Origin of the sequence: Cylindrospermum sp. FACHB-282 (assembly GCF_014697195.1) — a bacterium.
GTDB lineage: Bacteria > Cyanobacteriota > Cyanobacteriia > Cyanobacteriales > Nostocaceae > Cylindrospermum.
Window position 1 is genome coordinate 100,634 of sequence record NZ_JACJRJ010000015.1, and the last position, 21,066, is coordinate 121,699.

At 41.2% G+C, this 21,066-nt stretch carries 23 protein-coding genes and 1 pseudogene; 9 read left to right on the forward strand and 15 right to left on the reverse strand.

What is annotated here, in order from left to right; genetic code table 11:
• Positions 1-16 precede the first annotated feature (16 nt).
• Together H6G32_RS10335 and H6G32_RS10340 are read right to left on the reverse strand one after the other, a co-directional pair.
• A complete protein-coding gene (locus tag H6G32_RS10335) occupies positions 17-511 on the reverse strand; it encodes a hypothetical protein (RefSeq protein ID WP_199328064.1) in 495 nt (164 codons plus the stop codon).
• Complete coding sequence (locus H6G32_RS10340; protein WP_190457789.1) at positions 508-1,827, reverse strand: AAA family ATPase; 1,320 nt, start codon at positions 1,825-1,827, stop codon at positions 508-510. Before H6G32_RS10340 ends, H6G32_RS10335 begins: the two co-directional genes overlap by 4 nt.
• A 256-nt stretch (positions 1,828-2,083) precedes the next feature.
• Between H6G32_RS10340 and H6G32_RS10345 the strand changes: the two genes are divergently transcribed.
• Together H6G32_RS10345 and H6G32_RS10350 are read left to right on the forward strand one after the other, a co-directional pair.
• Positions 2,084-3,088: a 2-hydroxyacid dehydrogenase gene (locus H6G32_RS10345; protein ID WP_190457792.1), complete on the forward strand. Its 1,005-nt coding sequence runs from the start codon at positions 2,084-2,086 to the stop codon at positions 3,086-3,088.
• A 278-nt stretch (positions 3,089-3,366) separates the two neighbouring features.
• A complete protein-coding gene (locus H6G32_RS10350) occupies positions 3,367-4,620 on the forward strand; it encodes an ATP-dependent DNA ligase (RefSeq protein ID WP_190457794.1) in 1,254 nt (417 codons plus the stop codon).
• Between the two features lie 66 nt (positions 4,621-4,686).
• Here the strand turns inward: H6G32_RS10350 and H6G32_RS10355 are convergent, their stop codons facing one another.
• The 6 genes from H6G32_RS10355 to H6G32_RS10375 all read right to left on the reverse strand — a co-directional run bounded on the left by H6G32_RS10355 (position 4,687) and on the right by H6G32_RS10375 (position 8,489).
• Positions 4,687-5,838: an SIR2 family protein gene (locus H6G32_RS10355; RefSeq protein ID WP_190457796.1), complete on the reverse strand. Its 1,152-nt coding sequence runs from the start codon at positions 5,836-5,838 to the stop codon at positions 4,687-4,689.
• A 358-nt stretch (positions 5,839-6,196) separates the two neighbouring features.
• Positions 6,197-6,379, reverse strand: coding sequence for a hypothetical protein (locus tag H6G32_RS10360; RefSeq protein ID WP_190457798.1), 183 nt, complete (start codon positions 6,377-6,379; stop codon positions 6,197-6,199).
• A 44-nt stretch (positions 6,380-6,423) separates the two neighbouring features.
• Entirely contained in the window at positions 6,424-6,804 is a 381-nt protein-coding gene (locus tag H6G32_RS10365) for a hypothetical protein (RefSeq protein WP_190457801.1), read from the reverse strand.
• Between the two features lie 284 nt (positions 6,805-7,088).
• Entirely contained in the window at positions 7,089-7,313 is a 225-nt protein-coding gene (locus H6G32_RS26710) for a DUF1830 domain-containing protein (RefSeq protein ID WP_242046547.1), read from the reverse strand.
• 18 nt (positions 7,314-7,331) lie between these two features.
• Complete coding sequence (locus H6G32_RS26715) at positions 7,332-7,634, reverse strand: hypothetical protein (RefSeq protein WP_242046548.1); 303 nt, start codon at positions 7,632-7,634, stop codon at positions 7,332-7,334.
• Positions 7,635-7,796: 162 nt separating this feature from the next.
• Entirely contained in the window at positions 7,797-8,489 is a 693-nt protein-coding gene (locus H6G32_RS10375; RefSeq protein ID WP_190457802.1) for a response regulator transcription factor, read from the reverse strand.
• A gap of 134 nt (positions 8,490-8,623) precedes the next feature.
• Here H6G32_RS10375 and H6G32_RS10380 point away from each other — a divergent pair, with 134 nt between their 5' ends.
• Positions 8,624-10,042: a sensor histidine kinase gene (locus tag H6G32_RS10380; RefSeq protein ID WP_242046549.1), complete on the forward strand. Its 1,419-nt coding sequence runs from the start codon at positions 8,624-8,626 to the stop codon at positions 10,040-10,042.
• Here the strand turns inward: H6G32_RS10380 and H6G32_RS10385 are convergent.
• The 6 genes from H6G32_RS10385 to H6G32_RS10410 all read right to left on the reverse strand — a co-directional run bounded on the left by H6G32_RS10385 (position 10,039) and on the right by H6G32_RS10410 (position 15,408).
• Positions 10,039-10,782, reverse strand: coding sequence for a M50 family metallopeptidase (locus H6G32_RS10385; protein ID WP_190457803.1), 744 nt, complete (start codon positions 10,780-10,782; stop codon positions 10,039-10,041). The genes H6G32_RS10380 and H6G32_RS10385 overlap by 4 nt on opposite strands.
• A gap of 233 nt (positions 10,783-11,015) precedes the next feature.
• Positions 11,016-11,894 (reverse strand): FHA domain-containing protein, encoded by an 879-nt coding sequence (locus H6G32_RS10390; RefSeq protein WP_190457806.1) that lies wholly within the window; start codon positions 11,892-11,894, stop codon positions 11,016-11,018.
• 97 nt (positions 11,895-11,991) lie between these two features.
• Positions 11,992-12,714 carry a 6-phosphogluconolactonase gene (pgl, locus tag H6G32_RS10395; protein ID WP_190457808.1) on the reverse strand — a complete coding sequence of 241 codons (723 nt, stop codon included), beginning with the start codon at positions 12,712-12,714 and terminating at the stop codon, positions 11,992-11,994.
• Positions 12,715-12,936: 222 nt separating this feature from the next.
• Positions 12,937-13,722 (reverse strand): MlaE family ABC transporter permease, encoded by a 786-nt coding sequence (locus H6G32_RS10400; RefSeq protein WP_190457810.1) that lies wholly within the window; start codon positions 13,720-13,722, stop codon positions 12,937-12,939.
• 164 nt (positions 13,723-13,886) lie between these two features.
• Positions 13,887-14,630 (reverse strand): ribonuclease PH, encoded by a 744-nt coding sequence (gene rph / locus H6G32_RS10405; RefSeq protein ID WP_190457829.1) that lies wholly within the window; start codon positions 14,628-14,630, stop codon positions 13,887-13,889.
• Between the two features lie 169 nt (positions 14,631-14,799).
• Positions 14,800-15,408 carry an adenylate kinase family protein gene (locus tag H6G32_RS10410; protein WP_190457812.1) on the reverse strand — a complete coding sequence of 203 codons (609 nt, stop codon included), beginning with the start codon at positions 15,406-15,408 and terminating at the stop codon, positions 14,800-14,802.
• Between the two features lie 428 nt (positions 15,409-15,836).
• On the opposite strand from H6G32_RS10410, the gene H6G32_RS10415 reads away from it, so the two are divergent.
• The 3 genes from H6G32_RS10415 (at position 15,837) to H6G32_RS10425 (ending at position 17,986) form a co-directional block, all read left to right on the forward strand.
• A complete protein-coding gene (locus H6G32_RS10415; RefSeq protein WP_190457814.1) occupies positions 15,837-16,373 on the forward strand; it encodes a P-loop NTPase family protein in 537 nt (178 codons plus the stop codon).
• A gap of 266 nt (positions 16,374-16,639) precedes the next feature.
• Positions 16,640-17,221, forward strand: a complete 582-nt coding sequence (gene dcd / locus H6G32_RS10420) for a dCTP deaminase (protein ID WP_190457816.1) — start codon at positions 16,640-16,642, stop codon at positions 17,219-17,221.
• A gap of 60 nt (positions 17,222-17,281) precedes the next feature.
• Complete coding sequence (locus tag H6G32_RS10425) at positions 17,282-17,986, forward strand: dCTP deaminase domain-containing protein (protein ID WP_190457818.1); 705 nt, start codon at positions 17,282-17,284, stop codon at positions 17,984-17,986.
• A gap of 19 nt (positions 17,987-18,005) precedes the next feature.
• Here the strand turns inward: H6G32_RS10425 and H6G32_RS10430 are convergent, their stop codons facing one another.
• Positions 18,006-19,547, reverse strand: coding sequence for a thymidylate synthase (locus H6G32_RS10430; RefSeq protein WP_190457820.1), 1,542 nt, complete (start codon positions 19,545-19,547; stop codon positions 18,006-18,008).
• A 118-nt stretch (positions 19,548-19,665) separates the two neighbouring features.
• Here H6G32_RS10430 and H6G32_RS26525 point away from each other — a divergent pair.
• From H6G32_RS26525 to H6G32_RS10440, 3 genes and pseudogenes are all read left to right on the forward strand, one after another.
• Positions 19,666-19,879, forward strand: a pseudogene (locus H6G32_RS26525) (high light inducible protein).
• A gap of 147 nt (positions 19,880-20,026) precedes the next feature.
• Positions 20,027-20,599, forward strand: coding sequence for a thioredoxin family protein (locus tag H6G32_RS10435; protein ID WP_190457822.1), 573 nt, complete (start codon positions 20,027-20,029; stop codon positions 20,597-20,599).
• Between the two features lie 202 nt (positions 20,600-20,801).
• Positions 20,802-20,981, forward strand: coding sequence for a hypothetical protein (locus H6G32_RS10440; RefSeq protein WP_242046550.1), 180 nt, complete (start codon positions 20,802-20,804; stop codon positions 20,979-20,981).
• The last annotated feature ends 85 nt before the right edge of the window (positions 20,982-21,066 follow it).

Below are 21,066 nucleotides of genomic sequence, written 5' to 3' on the forward strand. Positions count from 1 at the left end.
TGGTGAACTGAACTTGTTATACAGAAATATTAGCCTCGATACAAGCCATTTCATCAGGTCTAATTTCTCCATCTTTACTACTAAATTTAAATAACCGTAATTTTGGCAGTTCCAGCGGGTTTAACAATCGACCATCAGGGATAAAATCATCCTTTTTTTTGCCACAGCAAGGTGAATTATGCGGTAGTTGTTGTGAGTTCTGTAGATCATCATCTTTTACTCCACCAGGTGGAAGGCAGATAGCCAGCATATTTTGCCAATCTAGATCATGATTTTTTTCCGGTGTTGATTGGTTACGAGGAATAAAGTGATCGACAGAACGATTTTTATCATGAAGAGACATTTCACAATAGGCACAAAGTCCTTTTTGATCAGCAGCTAAGGTAATACGAATTGCATTGAATGTTGCTCGGTTACTTTTTAAATCACTCCATCGCTTCACCTGAAAAGAAAATCGCTGTCTATACTGTTGAAGTTCTTTTGGCTCTGCGGATTTAAGCACCTTTTTCACACTACACCCCTCCTTTCCATTCGACGAATTTGCATATCCGCCCTAGTCATATCTGAATCAAATGATTCCCAATCTCGCAAGTCTTCCCGCAGTCGTTTTGCTTCTTCTAATTGACCATTATCAATTGCTTCAAAAAGCCTTGTGAGCGTCCTTGATTCTTCTGTATCTGGTCGCAACTCATTCAAACCTAAAACATATCTAACAATATCTGAACTCTTCATCCCCTTAGTAGGTGATGGGCATTCCTTGACTTGGTAATTTTCCAGCAGCCATACCTGTTCCCTCTTTACAGTTGTCACAGCTTCGGGACTGTGAGTAGTAGCGATAATTTGAGTGTTGGGAAATACCTTCTTTAAATCAGGTATAATCTTCTGTTGCCAAGTTGGATGCAAATGCAAATCTAACTCATCAATCATCAAAATGGCTTCTGCTGCTAACGGGTTTTCCATATCTGGATTCGCTTGGGCTAAACGCCGAGCAAAGTCCATCACTAAAGCCAGCATATTGCGATAACCAGCACTTAATTGACTTAGTAAAAGTTCTCTTGTTTCTCCTGTTTCCGTTTCCCACTCAACCATCAGTTTAGCAGATGTTACCTGTGAGAAATAAACACGAGCATTCGGTGCAATAATAGTAGAAATAGCATTTCGTACTTGCTTCAAATCAGGAAATTCAAAGTTGATATCTTTCTGATTTTTTCCCTCCCTCAATTCTTGAAACTCGCGCACGAAAAACCAGTTAACTAAATCTGTGAAGTTAGCTGTTGGATTAAAGGCGTTATTTAAGGCATCAAATCTATCAAAGGATTGATTAGAAATATTTTCAATATCGCCAATGTTAGTTAAATAGCGATCGCCTTTATAATAGGCTATAATAGAAAGCTCAGATTTTGGGTATTTCTGTAGTTTGCTTCGTATCACAGAATAAAGCTGTTTAGTTCCTTCTAATAACTGAAATTCAAAGGGATTTAACTTTATCCTTTTATTATCATCGTCAACAGGAGGTTTTTTATAGACTATTGTCCAATCTGGAAAATCCGTAGCTGATACAGTGAACTCTGATTTAATTTTTCGTTTACTGCCCTTTTGTTTTGCTGGCAAGTCTCGTTGCAAAACGAACGAGTCTTCTGGATACTTTTTGTCTACAATTTCCTGAATTTGAGCCACATACGGAAACATTGCCGCTGCGATCGCATCTAATAATGCACTCTTCCCCGCTCCGTTATTGCCGACAAAAATATTTATGTCAGGATCTAGGTTGATTTCCAGATGCTCGAAGCAGCGAAAGTCTTTGATAATGACTCGTTTAATGTGCATTAGTTTATATCACCTACTTAATCTATTTTAGGTAAGCTGAAAATTCTATAATTTGCATAACATCATTTAATATAACTCTTGTGGGGTGGGCATCTTGCCCGCCCTTTATCCTGAATCCTAAATATTTGCTTTAATTCCGCAATTCCCCAGCAACCCCAATCCCCAACACTGGTAAAGATAAAAGATGCATCAGCACCTCAAAACCTCAAGCTATCATTTACAAGAAAATATGCAGCTTTAAGCCAGAGGTTTTGCCATGAAAGTAGCAGTTTTCAGCACAAAAACCTACGACCGGCAGTTTTTGTCAGCTGCAAATTCCCCAATTCAACACGAGTTAGTGTTTTTTGAACCCCGTCTAAATCGGGACACCGCCATCTTAGCAGCAGGATTTCCGGCGGTTTGCGTATTTGTGCATGACCAAGTTGACGCCCCAACTTTAAAAATTCTCGCTTCAGGGGGAACTCGGCTGATAGTTCTTCGCTGTGCCGGATTTAACAACGTAGACTTAACAGCCACCGCAGAGTTAGGAATTACCGTTGTCCGTGTACCTGCATACTCACCCTATGGAGTAGCAGAACACGCTGTAGGATTGATTTTGAGCCTAAATCGCAAAATTCATCGTGCTTATAACCGCGTCCGGGAAGGCAATTTTTCCCTAGAGGGACTCTTGGGATTTAACCTGTATGGACGCACAGTCGGAATTATCGGCACCGGCAAAATCGGTCTGATTTTGGCAAGCATTATGAAAGGCTTTGGTTGTCACATCCTCGCCTATGATGTTTATCGCAACCCAGAAATAGAAGCGCTGGGTGGTTCCTATGTAGAACTAGGGGAGATATTTGCTAACTCCGATATTATCTCCCTCCATTGTCCTCTGACTCCAGAAACTCATCACTTAATCGGCAGTGATGCGATCGCCAAAATGAAACCCGGTATGATGATTATCAACACTAGCCGAGGCGCGCTGATTAATACCCAAGCAGTCATTGAGGGGTTAAAGTCCGGTCAAATTGGTTATCTCGGTGTAGATGTTTACGAGCAAGAATCAGAATTATTCTTTGAAGATTTGTCCGATGAAATCATTCAAGATGATGTTTTCCAGCACCTGACAACCTTTCCCAACGTACTCATCACCGGACATCAAGCCTTCTTTACAGCCGATGCTCTCCGCAATATCGCTGATACAACCTTGGCTAACATGACCGACTTTGAACAAGCTCGTCCCTGTGCCAACGAAATCCGCACCCAACCCCAACCTTAAGTTGTCTCGTTTCTCTCGTTCTCTCGTTCCCAGTCTCTGACTGGGAATGCTCATTAGGAGGCTCTGCCTCCCTTACTCGGTACAGAACAGCTTTAAGAGCATGGACAAGTAGAACCTAGAAACGAGGAGTTCACTGCTGTCTCTAGATAGTACAAATATATTAAAAATCATCTCGACAATTAAATTAAGCAGTACATATATACTATATACTGTTCCAGAGTGAGTCATGCCTTTGATACCAGCAGTCAACACCATCCCTCTCACCCTGATAAAAATTTATGAATATCACTGTATACATTGAATCAAAGCGAAATACCAACAAGAGAATTCCGGCAGAAATCCGAGAACGCTGGAATAACCGCATTCTTCAACGCTCTTTACACTTGATGGGTACTGCGGGAGCTATCCAATATCTTGCAGATTATGGTCGGGGAATTGCTCTACCTAAAGTTGTTAACCTAGCAATATGCGCCGAGTCAGAAGGATACCCAGACATGGCTTTAGGGTTTTGGAATAAAGCATTTGAGCTAGAAACAGGAGAAAAAACTACTTCCCCCATAACTTCAACTCACTCTGATGCAACAACCACAAAAACTCAGAAAACCCTGACTCTTGTAAAAGATTTACCACCTCATTTGCAGCCAGGACACATTGTTACCATGCAGCCGGTAGATGCATCAAGCCGCACCTACTACATTAACTCACCCGACTATTGGGGACAGCCGAAACGCGATGGTAATAGGTTAATTGTCATTGCTACCAAAAAACAGATTTATTACCAGTCACGCTCCACGAGAATTAAAGAGCAACCCTCAATTGAAATCAACCAAGCATTATTAGAAGCTGCAACCCAATTAGGATCTTTTGTACTGGATGGCGAATTGTACTACCGCTCAGTCACTCTCAGCGAACATCGTACAGGTTCTCAAGCAGCCACCGTCAATATAGCCGCAGGAGCAGCAAATATTCCCCCAACGCCCGTTTATGCCATATTTAAGAGTTTGTGGTTTTCAGGAAAAGACTTGACAACCGTCACAGAGGCAGAAAGAATTGCAGCGGGCGAAGAAATTGGCAAATGCTTGCAAGCAGATTTTTTTGAGGTAGTCCCTACAGCCCGTACCAGCCAGGAAAAAGCCGAACTGGCATCTAAACAGCAGTTGGAAGCTAGAGAAGGGGAAATTTGGCTACTCAAAAACTGTACTTATATAGGCGGCAAAGATACCCGAACATTGGCAATTGTGCGGACAAAGTATTGCGTCGAATTAGACTTGGTAATTACTGGCTTAACCTCCAAAAATGACCCCAGCCGACCTTTTAGCGCCATCATGGTAGCCCAAGAAAAGGAAGGGAAGTTAGTACCAATGGGGTTAGTGGGAACGGGCTTTACACAGCAAGATATGCTAGAAATAGTCCGTCGCCATGGAGCCAACCCCGGAGGCGTGAAAATTACGGTGCGAACACAAGGACTAACAGAAAGCGGCAAATTATGGCATGGGCGATATGTCGGGTTCTGTGAGGAAAATGAACCGTAAACAATTAAAAATTAACAATTAAAACCTGTTTTTTATTTAATTTTTTAATTGTTAATTTTTAATCATTTAAGCAGTCCTTTTATATGCAATTACCTGCTCAATCCAGTCTGTAAAGCCCCCAGAATAAGCAAATACATTATCAACATCTATAAAATTTATATACTTAAAACAATTCCGCAGCTTTTGAACTAAATAATCCTCATTTGTGTAATCTATATAAAAAATATACTTGCCATGGACATCTCGTAAATCTTCGGCAAATTGTCTAATTAGAAAGCTCAATAAAGCATCTTCTTCAGAAAGGCTATACCCCACAATTACTAAAACACGACTTTCATGGAGAAGGCGAACTGCTTTGGGAAACACCGAAGAAAAATAATGATTAGTATAATTCTGCTCTTTTGATGGCATCATCAGTTCTGGTGGCTTCAGCTTAATCTCTTCAAATGAGCGTTGGCGGTAATCTAAATGATAATTGTTTTGATTATTTATAATTTCAAAACCGCCATTTATCTTGAGAATATTATCAATTGCCCAATGATCATGAATAACATTCTTATTTTTACGACCACAAATTAGATTAGGAGTTATGCCCCGGTAGGTATTTCTTAGGACACATTCGGAATCGATAACATTATCTAAAATCGTCTCGATTACATAATCGTAGTTAGTTGATATAAAATCAACATGAACCCCAGTGGAAAAACCAAAAGATTCTTTTTGTTGGGTTCTTAACCATTTAAAGAACTTTAGGATATTCTCCTGCTGTTCAGTTATTTGTGTCGGCAAGGGAAAACAACCTCTTTGGTCATCAAAATAATTAATTGATGTAATTTGTTCAAATCTCTTCTGTGTCAGCGCTTTGAGTTCGTCAAGTGCAATATTAATACTATTTTCATCCATATAACGTGTTCTAATGCCAGGATACTTAAGCTGCATATTTAATTGATAAACTAACTCCTTAAACTTCTCAGGAGACGTATCTTGAATGCTTGAATAACCAGGCTGTGTCAATAAATCTTTAATTTCTGATGGAGAATTTTGGATAAATTCTTTCGGAAAAGTAAAAAGGTCATTGCCCGTAGGAGAGTTGATATCCCAACTTTTTGAAAAGCCTGCCCCAACAAAAAATGTGATATTTGTCAGTATGTCTTTGCCTGTATCAGCAGATTTCGTGACGACTTCATAAAAAGCTTTGGCAGGATTTTTTGACTTCATTAGCGGATATCTCTTGATTTACTGAAAACTAGCGGCAAAAATGCACCACATTTTCAGTGTATCAAAAAATACTTTCTGTTGGCTGTTAAAGCCAAATGCAATCCCATCCCCTCCGGCACGTACTCCTATGCTGACCGCAAATGCGAGCTACAGCATGGGCTTTTTATCTAAGGAAATATTGCTCAGAAAAAGTTGAGAAGGTGGGTAGAAGCACTACTGGCGAACCCCAAACCATGGCTCTGGGTTCAGTTTCGGCACCTTTAAATAAAGACAGAAAGGTTTTGGCAATTTGGCATCACAAATTTCTCTATTGCAGTTTTAATGGGATATCAAGAGGGATAACGGGATAGTAAAAAAGTTAAACGAGGAATGGTTTGCCCCCATGCCTCTGTACTCCCACCCCATCGCCAGTTGTTGACAGAGTGCTGTAGAACTGCCCTAATTTGGGTGAAAGAGTCAACTCGCAGCCCTCAGTCACCGCTTCGCTACAACTGGCCATAAATGCGACAGAAAAACCATAGTGCTTGATGAGTCTATCCACTGGTTAGATTTGACTAACAAATTTAAGTTGTTTGTCATTACTTCTTACTCCCCTAGCACTTTCGATATTAATTTGTCCGCTTCCAATTCCTGATAAGTTAAGTGAATGATAGCTGCAAAGTCCGCCAAAGCGCACTGATGGCAGGCAAAACCCAAGGCATCCAGCAACATTAAGGTGGTGACACCCTTTGTTGCTAAAGACGCTACAAAATTTGAAACACCCTCAGCACTGGTATCTATGGGCAATGTCCCAAGCAGGCAACGGAGACAATCAACTGATGCAGTCATGCCATCTAAATCTTGGGTGTCTGTTGCTAGTTGAACAATACCCACCATGATTTGATTCGCGGTGATGCCCTCTTTCATTAGAGAGATAAATAACGATGCCAGATAATCAGGGGTGTTTTGGTCAAGTTTGATATTCATGATGTTTTAGTTCTTTGGTGTAACAATAGACGCCCTGTTTTTTGTATTTCCGGACACTTTTCGACAATTATTTTAGATTTAGTTACATCTGGCGAATTGTTACCAATTTTGTCAGTGTGCTTCTCTTGCCTGGGGGGCGCTAGCGAAGAGAAGCCGATTGACAGTTAAACACTGTAAAACCTACCGCTGCCGCGAGAATCGTTTTTGATATTCACAAAAAGTTCTGAATGCATTTTCTAAGTAGAATTTTCGACACACTGTATATTTACTTAAATAATTAATAATCACTCTAATACTTGGATATCTAAGCAAAGAATTCTATTTGTGACAATTGCCCCTGTTTTGGTATCAGTATCGATTCTGAGTTCAGCGTCAGGAGCAGCTTCAAATAAAAGTTGTTCTCCTGGAAACACTACTTGCTCGAAGCGCCAATTAGCAATGTTTGAGATGCAAGCAATTTGAATTTTACTAGTTGTGTTTTTGTAGAAACAAAGAATTTGGTTATTCATCTGCTAAGTTTAAGAGTCTCAAATTTTAGGTGAACTGGCTGAGGTAGTAAAGTCAGAGATAGAACTTGTGAGAGCCGAACATTCTTTGTGACTAAGATGGCAATTTTCGTAAGATTCATTTAAGAAACAAATAAGTGCTAAACTTGCAGACTCCAGTTTTACCCTTTTCCTCGCTGCCCTAACAGCCTGATACAGTCCAGGATAAATATGGTTATTGCTAATTCCTATTTGCTCATCTGGCATCCAACACTTAAATGCGTAACCTTCAGATAATGGTATTAATTCAATCACCCATCCATGATATGTATTTTTCTCTTTCATCCACAATTCCCCTTCTTATTGAGTGATTGAAATTTTTAGCTTTATCACATCCGAATAAGAGCATATAACCTATATATGCAATAGCCGTGTAGAATTTGTGCAGAATTTGTGCAGAAAAAAATACTGGACAAAATTATAACTTTGTCCAAAGGGAAGTTATTCCTATTTGAGGCGATAGCCCAGCCCATGAACTGTTTCAATAAAATCTTCTGGCGCACCTAAAACTCTAAGCTTTTGCCTCAAACATCTAATATGAGACCTAACAGTTTCTTCTACTGGAGAGTCGTCTACTGACCAAACCTGCTCAATAATGCTAGAACGGCTCAACACTCTTCTGCCATTAGCAACCAGTAATTCCAAAATTGTATATTCTTTCGGGGTTAATGACAGAGGGTAGCTATCGTAAGTAGCCTCGTAGGTACTTGGATTTAAGTACAGTTTTCCCCAAGACAAACTCATTGAGGTTGCAGAACTACCGCGTCTAAGTAAAGCACGTATCCGAGCCATTAACTCTTCTAAGTCAAATGGCTTTGCTACATAATCATCTGCTCCTGCATCTAACCCAGCTATCTTGTCGGCTACAGTATCACGGGCTGTTAACATTAGCACGGGTGCGCCGGAGTTTCGATATGCTGGATTGCTGGCGCTAGTGGTACGTAAGCGTTGACAAAACCTTATACCATCTAGTTTAGGCAGTGTCACATCCAGCACCACTAAGTCATACTTCATTGACTCTGCTGAGTTCCAAGCGGCTTCACCGTTCTTGGCAACATCTACTACATACTGGCGTCTGCTTAAAGCTTCTGTCAGTACCTCCGCTAGTTGAGTATCATCTTCAACCACAAGAATTCGCATAATTTATTCCTTGTTCCCTTGGGAAAAACCTGCGGAATATCGGCTTAACTTTATCACCTATGCAGTGCGACTGTATAGAATAGGCAGTGATAAAACAAGCTCTTGTTTCACAAACTTTATTAAGAAGGTGTTTTATGAAATGGTCTCTCCAAGGAAAATGGATTGCTGGAGGGTTTGGTTTAACTCTGTTGCTTATTGGATTAATCACCTTCGCTTCATTTAAGAACACAAATGAAATCGAACAGGGGGCTTATAGGGTACAGAGAACTTACCAAACTCTTAATACTTTGTCAAACTTTTTTGCGGCAATGACGGTTGTAGAATCGACGCGGCGAGGGTCAATATTTTTGGGGAGTAAACAAGATTTAAACCGTTATCCAAGTGAAGTTATCAATATGCAGTCTGAACTGATGCTGTTAAAAAAGCAGATACATCTTAGTTTGAGTCAGCAACAGCGATTTGCCCGGTTGAATTCATTGGTAAATCAAAGATTAGCTCTTCTCAAGCAATCAATAGAACTTTATGAAAAAGATAAAACAGCATTACAGGTGCAAACTAATATTACCGAACGCAGCGTTAAACTTCGAGAAGAAATTCTATCTGTGATGGCAGATATTAAAGCTGAAGAACAACGTTACTTGCTGAATTCACTTGAGGAATCTGAAAACAGTATTCGCTTAAGAATATTGATGGAAATAGTCGGGATAATTTTAAGTATTCTAGTAATTTGTAGTTTATGCGTTGTCCTAGATCGTCAATGGGTAAAACGTAAGCATATTGAGTCTTTAGAATTCTCTCTGTCTAAAGAAAAAGAAATTGGGGAATTAAAACTTCAGTTGTTTTCGATGATTTCTCATGAATTTCGTACACCTTTAAGTGTAATTTTACTTTCATCTCAGTTATTGGGGGAAATTCTTGGAGAATTAGTGGATGAGAAGCAATTAAAAAATCTCTACCGCATTCAATCTTCTGCCAAATTAATGAATCATCTGTTAACAGATATATTGACTTTAACTAGAGCCGAAGCAGGTAAGCTAGATTACAAACCTCAATTGATCAATGTAGAAAATTTCTGTTTAAATTTGGTGGAAGATTTACAGCTTTTTGGGACAATACCACATCTGATAGAATTTATGAATAATGGTCAGTGTTTCCGTGCAAATTTAGATGAAAAACTGCTGTATTCTATCCTCAGTAATTTGCTTTTAAATGCTATTAAATATTCATCTGCTGGAGGTAAGATATATTTGATTTTAAATTCTGAGCCAGAAGTTTTAGTTTTTCAGGTGATAGATAAAGGAATAGGCATTCCACCAGCAGAACAGCAAAAAATTTATGAGCCTTTCTATCGATGTCAAAATATTGATAATATCGTTGGTACTGGGCTGGGTTTAGCAGTTGTTAAAAAAAGTGTGGAACGGCATCAAGGAGAAATTTTTGTAGAAAGTGAAGTAGGTTGTGGAACAACGTTTACTCTAAATTTTAGAGGATGCCTGAGTAGAGCGCATTCTGTATCTAATTCAGCAATCAAGGTTTTGAGAGTTGTCATTTAGTCAGAACGGTAGGCGACGCGGAGACTTTGAACTAGAATTACTAGAGATGCGATCGCCATTAACCCACCCCAAAACCAGTAAGGTAATAGCAAATAACGCTGCATTTGCGCTGTATCTGAGAGTCCCAGAGGCCCAGCACTGTAGCTAAATAGATAATCTAGTTGATGGTAAGTACTCACACAAGCTTGCACACCCAGAAATTGAATAGCAAACCCCTGTACCCAACGGGGAGTTCTCAAGGCGATTCCCAGGATAATTAAACCTAGCAGAGGAATGGCTACAAATCCAAAGGCAGAACGCACCCAAATTAATGTTGACAGTAGCAAAAAACCCCCTAGAAGTTTCAAACTCAGGGAGGCTGCTGTAAAACTGCGGGAAGCTAACAGCAAAAATGTCCCGGCAACTGGGGGCCCCATCGGCCCAGCTGCTGCAACTAACCCCGGGCCAATTGGCCCCAATGATGTTTGGATCGTATAAGTTGCTACGCCGGAGCCATTGCCAAAAATCTCTAATTTCTGAAAGTTTCCCCCCAACATCAGAGCCATCAAGCCGTGACCCATTTCGTGAAACCAAGTTGCTAGGATAGTGAATGGGTATAAAATGTAATCGCCTGCTGGTAATTGCCACAAAATAGTCGTGGTGAAAGCAGCTGCTATCAGCCAAGTTAGTCCCATACGTTCAACTTCTGGCGGGGCTTCTTTGGCGAGCAAGGGTTGAAAATGTTTTCCTGGTTCCCTCATGATGTCACTTTCCTTGAAGTAATTACCGCAACTGCCTTGGTGCTATTTCATCCATCCTAATCGACTTTTAATCACAGTGCAGTTAGTCAGCAATAGGAAGAATTGCCCCTAGGCGTGACGACGGAAAACTACAGTCAACCGCCGCCCGTCCAAAGTCCAACTTTCTACGTTAGAAACAGCAATCCGGGGTGTAATCGCGCTCTAGGTAAGTCTCACCCTTGAGTCAGCATCAACTAAGAAAGTTGAAAGAGGAATGTTACCATATCTCCTTTACCTAGACTGATGCGATCGCCTGGACGCAAGCGGTGTCTGTTCCCCGGTAATAGCGGCAAATTATTAATATAAGTGCCGTTGGAACTACCCACATCTTCTATATAGTGAGCATCGCCCTCAACGCGAATATCTGCATGAATCCGCGAGACAATTTCTGAATTGGGAAATCCTGAAACATCTATATCAGGGGGAATTCGGTCATTGGGCTTGCCGATATGAATCACAGAAAGATTTTGCGGTAATTCAATTTCTCGGTCGCTTTGGACGTGGAATAACCGCGCCATCACTTGCTGCAATTGCGTTCTTGCAGCATTTAGGGTGGATGCTTCTGCTGGTGTTATTGTTTCTGTTTCTGGTTCCGGTTCCGGTACTGGTTCTGGTTCCGGTACTGGTGCTGGTACTGGTGCTGGTTCCGGTTCAGCAGCTGCCATTGGTACTGGTTCCGGTGCTGGTGCTGGTACTGGTGGAGTCGGAATTCCCTGCCCAGTGGCTAGGGGTGCAACAGCAATGGTTGGCATTTCTGGTGCTGGTGCTGGTGCAACTGCCATTGCTGTGGGTGGTAAGCTTGAAGTAGCGGCAGGGGCGATGGGTTCTACAAGATTGAAAAGTGGCTCAGGGGAAACTAAGGGCGGTATTTCTACGGCGATGTCGGGAGCAACGGTTGCAGCGACGACATTTGAGTGTAGGTTATAGCCACACTGACCACAGAAAGCAGCATCTGCCTGCACAGTTGCCCCACAGCTGGGGCAGTTAGTGGTAGCTGGTAAAGGCGTGTAGCAAGCTTCACACTGAACAGCGCCGTCTGGGTTGGGATGATTGCAATTAGGGCAGACGATCATGGATTTAAGCCTTTGTTCAAGATCATCGTAAAATAGTACTGGCAAGCAGCGGAGCGATTCTAGGTTTCGATTCTAACAATTACTGCTGATGAGAGATTTAAGGTTTTAGTTCCAAACCTGCTGCTGAATCTAGCAACCACCAAAGTTCCCCTTGGGGTTTAATTAGCCGGGATGGATAAGCGAAGTCATCCGCTACGGGTGCGAAGATTTGCGCTAAGGCTGGTCGTTTGTTAGCACCAGCAACAAGGAAAATTACACTCCGAGCTGCGTTGATCAATGGGTATGTGAAGGTTATGCGGGGGTTGCCGTCTTTGTTACCCACAGTAATTAAGCGATCGCTTACTTTGAGCGCTTCGGTGTGAGGAAACAAAGATGCGGTGTGTGCATCATCACCCATTCCCAGCAATACCACATCTATTGCGGGAAACTTTCCAGGTGCAGAATTAAAAAATTCTTGGAGATGCTGTTCATATTTAACAGCCGACTGCTCTGGATTTGCTTCTAAAGTAGGTATGGCGTGAATGTTAGCCGCTGGAATAGCTACACGATCTAACCATGCACGACGCGTCATGAGTTCATTGCTATCGGGATGATCTGGTGGTACGTAGCGTTCATCCCCCCAGAATACGTGAATTTTATCCCAAGGCAAATCAAGATTGGCAATCGCTTCATACAACGGCTTGGGTGTGCTGCCGCCAGATAAAGCAATAGTAAATTGTCCCCGCTGCTCTATGGCAGTTTTTAACCTCGACAAGATCAACTCTAGCGATCGCGCTACCAACGCTGGCTGATCTGGTAAAACTTCAACCGTTTTGTTCATGGCTTTATATTGCCTGCTTCCAGCAATACAATACCGAACTTCTGACCTGCTCCCTTTTTAACTTTTGAAACTTTTAACATCATCAATTAGGTGGGAAAAAATTAACCTAGAGGTTCTTTATCATTATTAGTGATCAGTTGTCAGTAGTCAGTTGTACTAACCGCTAATGAAGAAGGCTTTCTTGCTTTCTTGTAGGGGGCAGATATAATTTGATACATTGGTTTAAAGTGCGGGATGCTCGAACATTAGCAAAGAAAGCACAAAATCCATGATAAAAATTGACACCCAAGTAGTGACGACTGCTGTTGTTGCTGATTGTCCTACTTCTTTGGCTCCTCCCTGAGTAGTTAGCCCCCAACTACAACCATTGACAGCCACTATAGTCCCAAAAATCAACCCTTTGAGGACAATAATCCACAAATCTGATGGTGCTAAAAAATCTCTAACTGAGTCTAAAAAGGTCTCTGGCTCAACTTGGTAAAACTGTGACGCGGCAAAAACTCCGCCAGTGATGCCCATAACTAAAGCAAAAATCATCATCAAGGGCATCATCAAACAGCAAGCAATGACTCTCGGCAACACGAGATAATCAATCGGATCGGTTTTGAGCATATAAAGTGCATCAATTTGCTCTGTGACTCGCATTGCACCTATTTCGGCGGCAAAAGCAGAACCTACTTGTCCGGCAATAATACTAGCAGTCAAAATTGGCGCTAGTTCTCTGCAAAAAGCTAAAGCAAAGGCACCTCCTACAGAATTGACAGCACCAAATTGCACCAATTCTCTGGCTGTCTGAATGGTAAAAATCATCCCTGCAAAACCACTCACCAGCAACACGGGAGCCATAGAACCAGGCCCGGCAGTTACTGCATGTTCCAGAATTTTACGGTAATAAGTCTTTCCTTGCAGAAAATGCAGGCAGATTTGCCCGAAAAGCAGTACTGCGGCAAAACAGCGTACAATCCACGTTTGCTCTAATTTTCTTTTTGGTGGCAATTTTACCGCCATTAATACTGACAACCCAAAATCCTCACTCTCTTGGCCCTGTCTTGACTTATATCTTGCAACGGAGGATTAAAATCGCGCCACTTGCAACTTCTTATCTCCTGAGTCACTCTGGGAACAGAGGAGCTAAGGCATAGGTTAATCCAAAATCCTGGCATTGAGTGACCTTAATTCCCCACAAATAGCTCTTCCCAATTGGGGACAGCTTCCCTTTGAGCGATTAATAATTGCTGAATGCCTTTTTCTGAGAAATCCAGCAGCTGATTTAATTGGGTACGGCTAAAGCTGCCTTCCTCCGCTGTTCCCTGAACTTCGATGATTTCTAGGTGTTGATTCATCACCACGTTGAAATCAACTGATGCAGTTACATCTTCAATATAGTTGAGATCCAAAAAAGGCTCTCCCTGCAATAAACCAACAGAAACTGCGGCTATTTGTCGGCGCAGAGGCGATCGCTTTAATACCGACTGCTGCAATAATTGAGATATTGCATGAGACAAGGCCACAAATCCGCCTGTAATCGCTGTTGTCCTCGTGCCAGCATCGGCTTGCAATACGTCAGCATCCACAGTCAGCGTCCGTTCTCCCAACGCCTCAAAATCCAATGCTGCCCGGAGGCTGCGGCCAATTAAACGTTGAATTTCTTGCGTCCGTCCTGATAATTTCAACAATTCCCTTTCTTGCCTTTGTTGTGTGGCAGAAGGCAACATTCGATATTCAGCAGTTAACCAACCTTTGCCAGTTCCAGCTAAAAATTTGGGTACTCCCTCAGCTATGCTGGCGGTACAAAGTACCTGAGTATCACCGCATTTGGCGAGAACAGAACCGGCTGCATAGCGGGTGAAACCGGAGTGAAAGCTAATGGGACGCAGTTCGTAAGATTGCCTACCGTCTGGGCGCTGCCAAACCATTGGAGTTGCCTCAAAATTTTTATCTAAAATACGTAAGCATTTATGTCTTTCAATGCCAGTCACAGAGGCACTTTCAGTATTTGCTTAATTATGTGCCAAGAAACTCATCTGCCATGATATCCGAAAACAAGCATTTTCCTTGACACTTATCAGCAGAATAACAAACTGGCTAAGGGATGGAGAGCAGTGTCAGAATGTTTTGCTGTACCAGTTCTGGGGACTGATCACCGTTAATGGTCAATAGGCGGCGACGACGGTCGTAATATTCTAAAATGGGAACAGTGCGATCGTAGAATAGTTCTACACGACGCTGGACGATTTCCGGTTGGTCATCAGGAAGCGATTGCGCGGAGCGCAGTGCCGGAGGCAATCGCCCCAAGGAACGGCTCACCATTACCGCTGCTGGTACTTGGAGATAAATTGCCCAATCTAGCTTCTGCCCTAAATCATCCAACAAAAAATCCAACTCCTCCGCTTGGAATGCAGTCCGGGGATAGCCCTCTAATACCCAGCTAGAGTTAACATCGAACTTTGTGAGGTGAACTCTGATCAATTCAATCATCATTTCGTCTGGGACTAATTCCCCTGTTTCCACATAAGGCTGGGTGTAGCGACCTAAATCACTCAATTCGCTGTAGCCGTCGAGGGCATTTTCCTTAGACATCGCCTCCCGTAAAGTCTCACCTGTGGAAATCAGAGAAATATCAAAGTATCTACAAAGCCTTTGTGCTTGAGTGCTTTTCCCCGCTCCTGAACCTCCTAGAATCACCAATTTCACAACGATTCACCCCTCATTGTCTCAAATTCACTATTTTATAACTCGGTTTAGTCCAAATAAATAGGAAATCTCACAAATAATGATTTCCATCTGCTACTCCAGCTTTTTTAAGCTATGAAAAATGCCAATTGTCTATTCTTATTTTGGCAATGGGCAACAGCACCCCCATAGCGATGGTACGTATGTTGCCTATAAAAAACGAAAATTTCCAGCCAAACAACTCTTGACTTCAGAACAAACCTAGTGTTTGACTAAGAAGGCAAATCAAGAAATCAACTAAACCTGTGTAAAGCAGATAGATTATAGAGGTGGAGAGAGCGATGGCACGGACTGCCCGCCATAGGCGATGGCACAGAGTGCCCGCCAGAGGCGATCGCAACTTCCAGCAAAAGTTTTTTATTCTATAGTGACTTTTTAAACTACGCCCTATGGTTGCCCAGCTAGAAACCCCAAGTGTAAATTCGACTCTCAGCTTACCATATCCAGTCGAAGGACTAGTGCAAGTTTTCACTAGCACCCATCGTAACTTTTTCACCAGCGTCATGGCTCAATCACTGAGGATCGCCGGACAAGGTACACCCGTGTTAGTCGTGCAATTCCTCAAAGGTGGCATTCATCAAGGACAAGACCGGCCCATGCAACTGGGACAAAATTTAGATTGGATTCGTTGTGATTTGCCCCGTTGTATTGATACACCACAGCTAGATGATTCCGAAAACCAAGCTCTACAACAACTGTGGCAGCATACACAAAAACTAGTGTGTGAAGGTAAGTATTCTCTCGTGGTCTTAGATGAGTTAAGTTTAGCCATTAACTTTGGTTTAATTCCCGAATCTGAAGTTTTAGCCTTTCTAGCCAAACGTCCTCCCAATGTCGATATCATTCTCACCGGGCCAGAGATGCCAAAGTCTCTACTAGATGTAGCAGATCAAATCACCGAAATCCGTCGCAGTCATCGACCCTAAAATGCAAAACCTCATGTAGGGTGAGTTCCCAACGCACCGTCTCCCCGACATAACACCGCAAGTCTAAGATAGTGCGTTAGACGAAACGTCACAACACACCCTACAAAATAGAATTTGGGATAATTAGATTATTTGTGTGTACACGGTAGCTTTTTAACGAGGCTTGGGGTATCTTCACGAGATCAAAAAGCCAGCCGAACCATATTGGTCAATAATGCACCACTTCACGATATCCTAGTAATTCAAATTGAATTACCCGTGAAATTGTGATTAAAAACGATATCTGGATTAATGAAATGGCTCAAAAGGGTATGATTTCGCCTTTTGAGCCAAGTTTAATACGTCATCTTGCAGAATTACCTATAATTTCATTTGGTCTTAGCAGCTTTGGCTATGACATCAGACTATCACCCAACGATTTCCGTATTTTTAAGCATATTCCAGGCACAGTAGTTGATCCGAAGAATTTTAATCCTGAAAACTTGGAGCAAACAAAACTCCATACAGATGAAAATGGTAGTTACTTCATCCTTCCAGCACATTCCTATGGACTTGGGGTTGCTCTTGAAAGGCTAGAAATACCAAATAATATTACAGTAATTTGCATAGGTAAAAGCTCTTACGCAAGGTGTGGTATAATTGCAAACGTAACTCCTGCGGAGGCAGCTTGGCGCGGTTACTTAACCTTAGAGTTATCCAATGCTTCTAGTGCTGACTGCCGCATTTACGCCAACGAAGGCATAGTACAGTTAATGTTTTTAGAAGGAGCGCCCTGTGCTGTGAATTACGAAGCACGAAAGGGTAAATACCAAGATCAGTTAGGAGTTGTAACTCTGGCTAGGGTTTAACCTTCAAAAGCAGAAAATTGACTTATAAAATTTTGAGCTACGTGCTAGGAGGTTTGGAGAATGTCAATACTCACAGATACGGATTTGAAAAATATTTTATGTTACGATGCAGGCCAGTGGAATGAAATAAAACCACTGTTGATTCTGGACGGTTCAGATGATTGCATAACACCTATGGGCTATGATTTAAGAGTAGGTGGATTTTATAAAACATTTATAGCCAAGCCTAACCTCGATACTTTACATGAGGGACAGTCAATTGAAATTAAGCCTGGAGATATAGCTTTAATTGGTACTTATGAAAAGCTGAAAATGCCTCAAGATTGCACAATTTCAGCCTTGATATTGTCAAAAGTATCAATAGTTTCACGTGGACTATCTAATATATCCACAAAAGTTGATCCAGGCTGGGCAGAAGGAGAATTATTAATACCAGTGCAAAACTTTTCCAGAGATGTAATTAAACTCAAATATAAAGAAAAGTTTTGTACTATAGTCTTCTTCAAAAATGAATCACCAGCCTCTCCATACTCCTCAAGTTCCAGCAGATCAAAGTTCTTTAGATTACTGTCTCAGACTAGTAGAGAATCTTTGATCAAAGACTTGCAACTAGGATTAGCATCTATTTTTATTATAGGCATACCGGGTATTGTAGGTTATTTGTATTTTGGTAATACTACCGGAAGTAGCGTTACCGTAGCAGTAGCTATAGCTATAGAGAGGGCTACATCAGGAATAGTTGCAAGAATTATAGGGAGAAGATGATTAACAATAATCTAATTAATTAACTATATTGTACTATTGGGTGCTTGCTATATATTTTTAAAGGTTTATCTTGATCATAAATAAACTCTTGTTTACTCGATAAAGCAATCTCAGCTTTTTGCAACTCCCCACCCAAATATATCGCGTGTTCGACTTGCAACCCAGGACAATCTGCTACTATTTGCCGAGAAAGTTGACTTGCAGATTTACCAGAATAACAATTAACTACTTCTCCAGAACCAGGAGTTGTATGTTCTACAAAAATGCTGCCATCCTGCACAGTAATCACAAAACTACCCGCAGGATCAGCGTAATCTCGTTGTTGACAAATTTTTGTATATTGGGATGTAATTACATTTTCAGTATTCTCAAAACAGTCATCATAAATATGGGCACTTTGACTAATGGTAATTAATGGCCCCATCTTCAAAATATGGTTTGACTTTTGAGTAATAGCATCACAAATATATTTTTGCAACTCCCGCAATCCCATAGCATTTGCAGGCCATGCAGAAAACATATCATTACTGCGGAAAGTCGCCGTTAAAGATAACTGATGATCAACAATTCTTACCCAAATATGGTTAAGGCATGGGGGACTGTCATTAGCGTCGTGGCTAGCATCCCATAAAGACATTACAGCCCTAGCTGAATCTATATCAGCCACTAATTTATTAATTACTTCCTGAATTTGGTCACGTCCAAACCAAGAACGTAAACGCTGACCATAAGTATATTTAACTCCTTCTTGTTGAGGAGCATCATCTAAAATTTGCGAAATATATTCTTGAATAAAACTGCGGTCAATTGGTAAATAATTCGGTTCAGGAAAGTAGAAATCAGCAGGCTCATCTGTAACGACTGCTATCAAATCTATTAACTCTTGCCATTGTCCATCATAGCCAGTTGGGCGAATTGTTCCCGTTGTCTTAATTCGATGAATGATTTTTACCCAAGTTTCCGCTATAGTCTTACCTTCGATTCTGTGTCCGTAGCGTGGCCCTGGTAAAACTGTTGGTTCAACAGAAGACATGGGAAACTCTTGGGAACTTCCCCAAGGTTCAATTGGTTCTTTTTGGGTAGAAGATTTAACTTGATTAACTGCTTCTGTAATTGATTTCGCTTCTAGCCAGTTTACAGAATGCCGCAGTTTTTCTAAAGCATTAATATCAATATCAATATCAATATAACCGGGAATAGCAGAGCGAACTACCCAAGATTTGCGCCCTGTGTCGCTGATGCTTTCTTCAACACCATTACGAAAAAAGTCTAGTAAACATTGACATGCACCAGCGTTTTTGTCTTCCTTTGTGGCGTTGAGAACCACTAAAAAGCGTACATGGGGGTTATGTAGCAAATTGCGAATTAGTAAGTTTATCCCCCTGGTGGGTGAGTATAACTGCCCAATTACAGCATACTCTGGCGGTTGCAGGTGTTTTGCGATCGCAGCTTTCACCGTCCACCCTGTAATCACCGCTGTTTGCCCAGTTCCATAAATCAACTGGTTGGGCTTGTGCTGTGCTGTGTAACGAAATTCAGTTGCTTGACCCGTTTCTATCATCTTTGGCTAAAAATCAAATTCAATTAGTCTAGCAGTTAATGACTATTAGCGCTGGTTTTACAAATATTAATATCTTTGTTGCAATCCTTAACGTAAGAGACAAAATGGAGAAAACCCCATGAATATCAACGGTTCTATGGTTGACAATCAGGGTAAAATCAACAACTTTGCGGTTGAACCAAAGGTTTATGTAGACGAACAAGGCATCGCACTGGTTTCACTCCTGATGCAGAATTGCTCAACGTCCTTTAGCCATCATTGGTTTTGTCTCTCTGATAATATTAGAAGTGGCTACAGGACAAGGTATTTTCGGTGTTTTGGCAAATCTGTAATCAACCAATTCAACTTTTTGTAGCGCCACGCTTCAAAGATATAGAGACAGGAATTAATTTTATCGTCTCTATATTTATGGGAAACTTTATGCTATCTTTACAACAAATAATAGCCAAAGCCGCAAAGCTTAGTTTATCGGGGGATCTATGGCTTTAACTGCTTCTACCATGTTGCCGTTAGGCACTAAAGCGCCAGATTTTCATCTACCTGAAGTAGTATCTGGAAAGACGATCTCGCTTTCTACTTTTGCAGGCAAAAAAGCATTGCTGGTAATGTTTATTTGTCGGCATTGCCCTTTTGTCAAGCATATCCAAGCAGAATTAGCGCTGTTAGGTACAGATTACGGCACAAGTGATTTGGGGATGATTGCCATAAGTGCCAATGATGCAAAAAACCACCCAGATGATGCACCAGAATCTTTGCAGGTAATGTCAACGGAACTTGGGTTTAAATTTCCCTTATGCTACGACGAAACTCAAGAAGTAGCAAAGGCTTATACAGCAGCTTGTACACCTGATTTTTTTCTATTTGATAGCGATCGCCAACTGGTTTATCGGGGACAATTAGATGATAGCCGTCCCAGTAACGACAAACCTGTAACGGGTGCAGATTTACGCGCAGCCATTGAAGCGGTACTAGGGAGTAAACCTTTGATAAGTGAGCAAAAGCCGAGTATTGGTTGCAATATTAAATGGAAACCAGGGAACGAACCTCGTTAGCATCTAATTTTTCTCAGCCTTCTGTTTCAGTTTTCCAGGAAATTTCTAGATCCCAGCAATTCAAATTAAGTCTTCTCGAATTTGCTAACAGATATCACACAGTCCAGACCGAATAAAATACCCCATCCTTAAAAAAGCTAAAATCTAGAATCCTTATCCGGTCTATGTCATAACAGTATTGTCAACCTGTAAAGATTAATTCATGAAACTTAAAATCGCTGTTGTGGTTCATGGTCGATTCCATGCATTTGATTTGGCACGGGAATTAATTGAGCAGGGAAATGAGGTGACTTTATTTACCAATTATCCCAAGAAAATTGTTGAAAAATTTGGAATTAACAAAAAATATGGTTCTTCAGTACCTGTTATGCTAAACTATTAAATTTAAAGATTAAAAAATGTAATTAAGTGTATCAAATTATTTTTATAAGCCTTACTGCACTTGACATGTAAGGAATATTTATTGT

Coding starts and splice junctions, on each gene's coding strand:
- rph (WP_190457829.1), bottom strand. CDS start 14,630: ATGGTTTGGCAGCGCCCAGACGGTAGGCAATCTTACGAACTGCGTCCC.
- H6G32_RS10415 (WP_190457814.1), top strand. CDS start 15,837: ATGGTTGCCCAGCTAGAAACCCCAAGTGTAAATTCGACTCTCAGCTTA.
- H6G32_RS10430 (WP_190457820.1), bottom strand. CDS start 19,547: ATGATAGAAACGGGTCAAGCAACTGAATTTCGTTACACAGCACAGCAC.
- H6G32_RS10440 (WP_242046550.1), top strand. CDS start 20,802: ATGAAACTTAAAATCGCTGTTGTGGTTCATGGTCGATTCCATGCATTT.
- H6G32_RS10365 (WP_190457801.1), bottom strand. CDS start 6,804: ATGAATATCAAACTTGACCAAAACACCCCTGATTATCTGGCATCGTTA.
- H6G32_RS10355 (WP_190457796.1), bottom strand. CDS start 5,838: ATGAAGTCAAAAAATCCTGCCAAAGCTTTTTATGAAGTCGTCACGAAA.
- pgl (WP_190457808.1), bottom strand. CDS start 12,714: ATGAACAAAACGGTTGAAGTTTTACCAGATCAGCCAGCGTTGGTAGCG.
- H6G32_RS10400 (WP_190457810.1), bottom strand. CDS start 13,722: ATGGCGGTAAAATTGCCACCAAAAAGAAAATTAGAGCAAACGTGGATT.
- H6G32_RS10435 (WP_190457822.1), top strand. CDS start 20,027: ATGGCTTTAACTGCTTCTACCATGTTGCCGTTAGGCACTAAAGCGCCA.
- H6G32_RS10350 (WP_190457794.1), top strand. CDS start 3,367: ATGAATATCACTGTATACATTGAATCAAAGCGAAATACCAACAAGAGA.
- H6G32_RS10345 (WP_190457792.1), top strand. CDS start 2,084: ATGAAAGTAGCAGTTTTCAGCACAAAAACCTACGACCGGCAGTTTTTG.
- H6G32_RS26715 (WP_242046548.1), bottom strand. CDS start 7,634: ATGAAAGAGAAAAATACATATCATGGATGGGTGATTGAATTAATACCA.
- H6G32_RS10380 (WP_242046549.1), top strand. CDS start 8,624: ATGAAATGGTCTCTCCAAGGAAAATGGATTGCTGGAGGGTTTGGTTTA.
- H6G32_RS26710 (WP_242046547.1), bottom strand. CDS start 7,313: ATGAATAACCAAATTCTTTGTTTCTACAAAAACACAACTAGTAAAATT.
- H6G32_RS10425 (WP_190457818.1), top strand. CDS start 17,282: ATGTCAATACTCACAGATACGGATTTGAAAAATATTTTATGTTACGAT.
- H6G32_RS10385 (WP_190457803.1), bottom strand. CDS start 10,782: ATGAGGGAACCAGGAAAACATTTTCAACCCTTGCTCGCCAAAGAAGCC.
- H6G32_RS10375 (WP_190457802.1), bottom strand. CDS start 8,489: ATGCGAATTCTTGTGGTTGAAGATGATACTCAACTAGCGGAGGTACTG.
- H6G32_RS10390 (WP_190457806.1), bottom strand. CDS start 11,894: ATGATCGTCTGCCCTAATTGCAATCATCCCAACCCAGACGGCGCTGTT.
- H6G32_RS10340 (WP_190457789.1), bottom strand. CDS start 1,827: ATGCACATTAAACGAGTCATTATCAAAGACTTTCGCTGCTTCGAGCAT.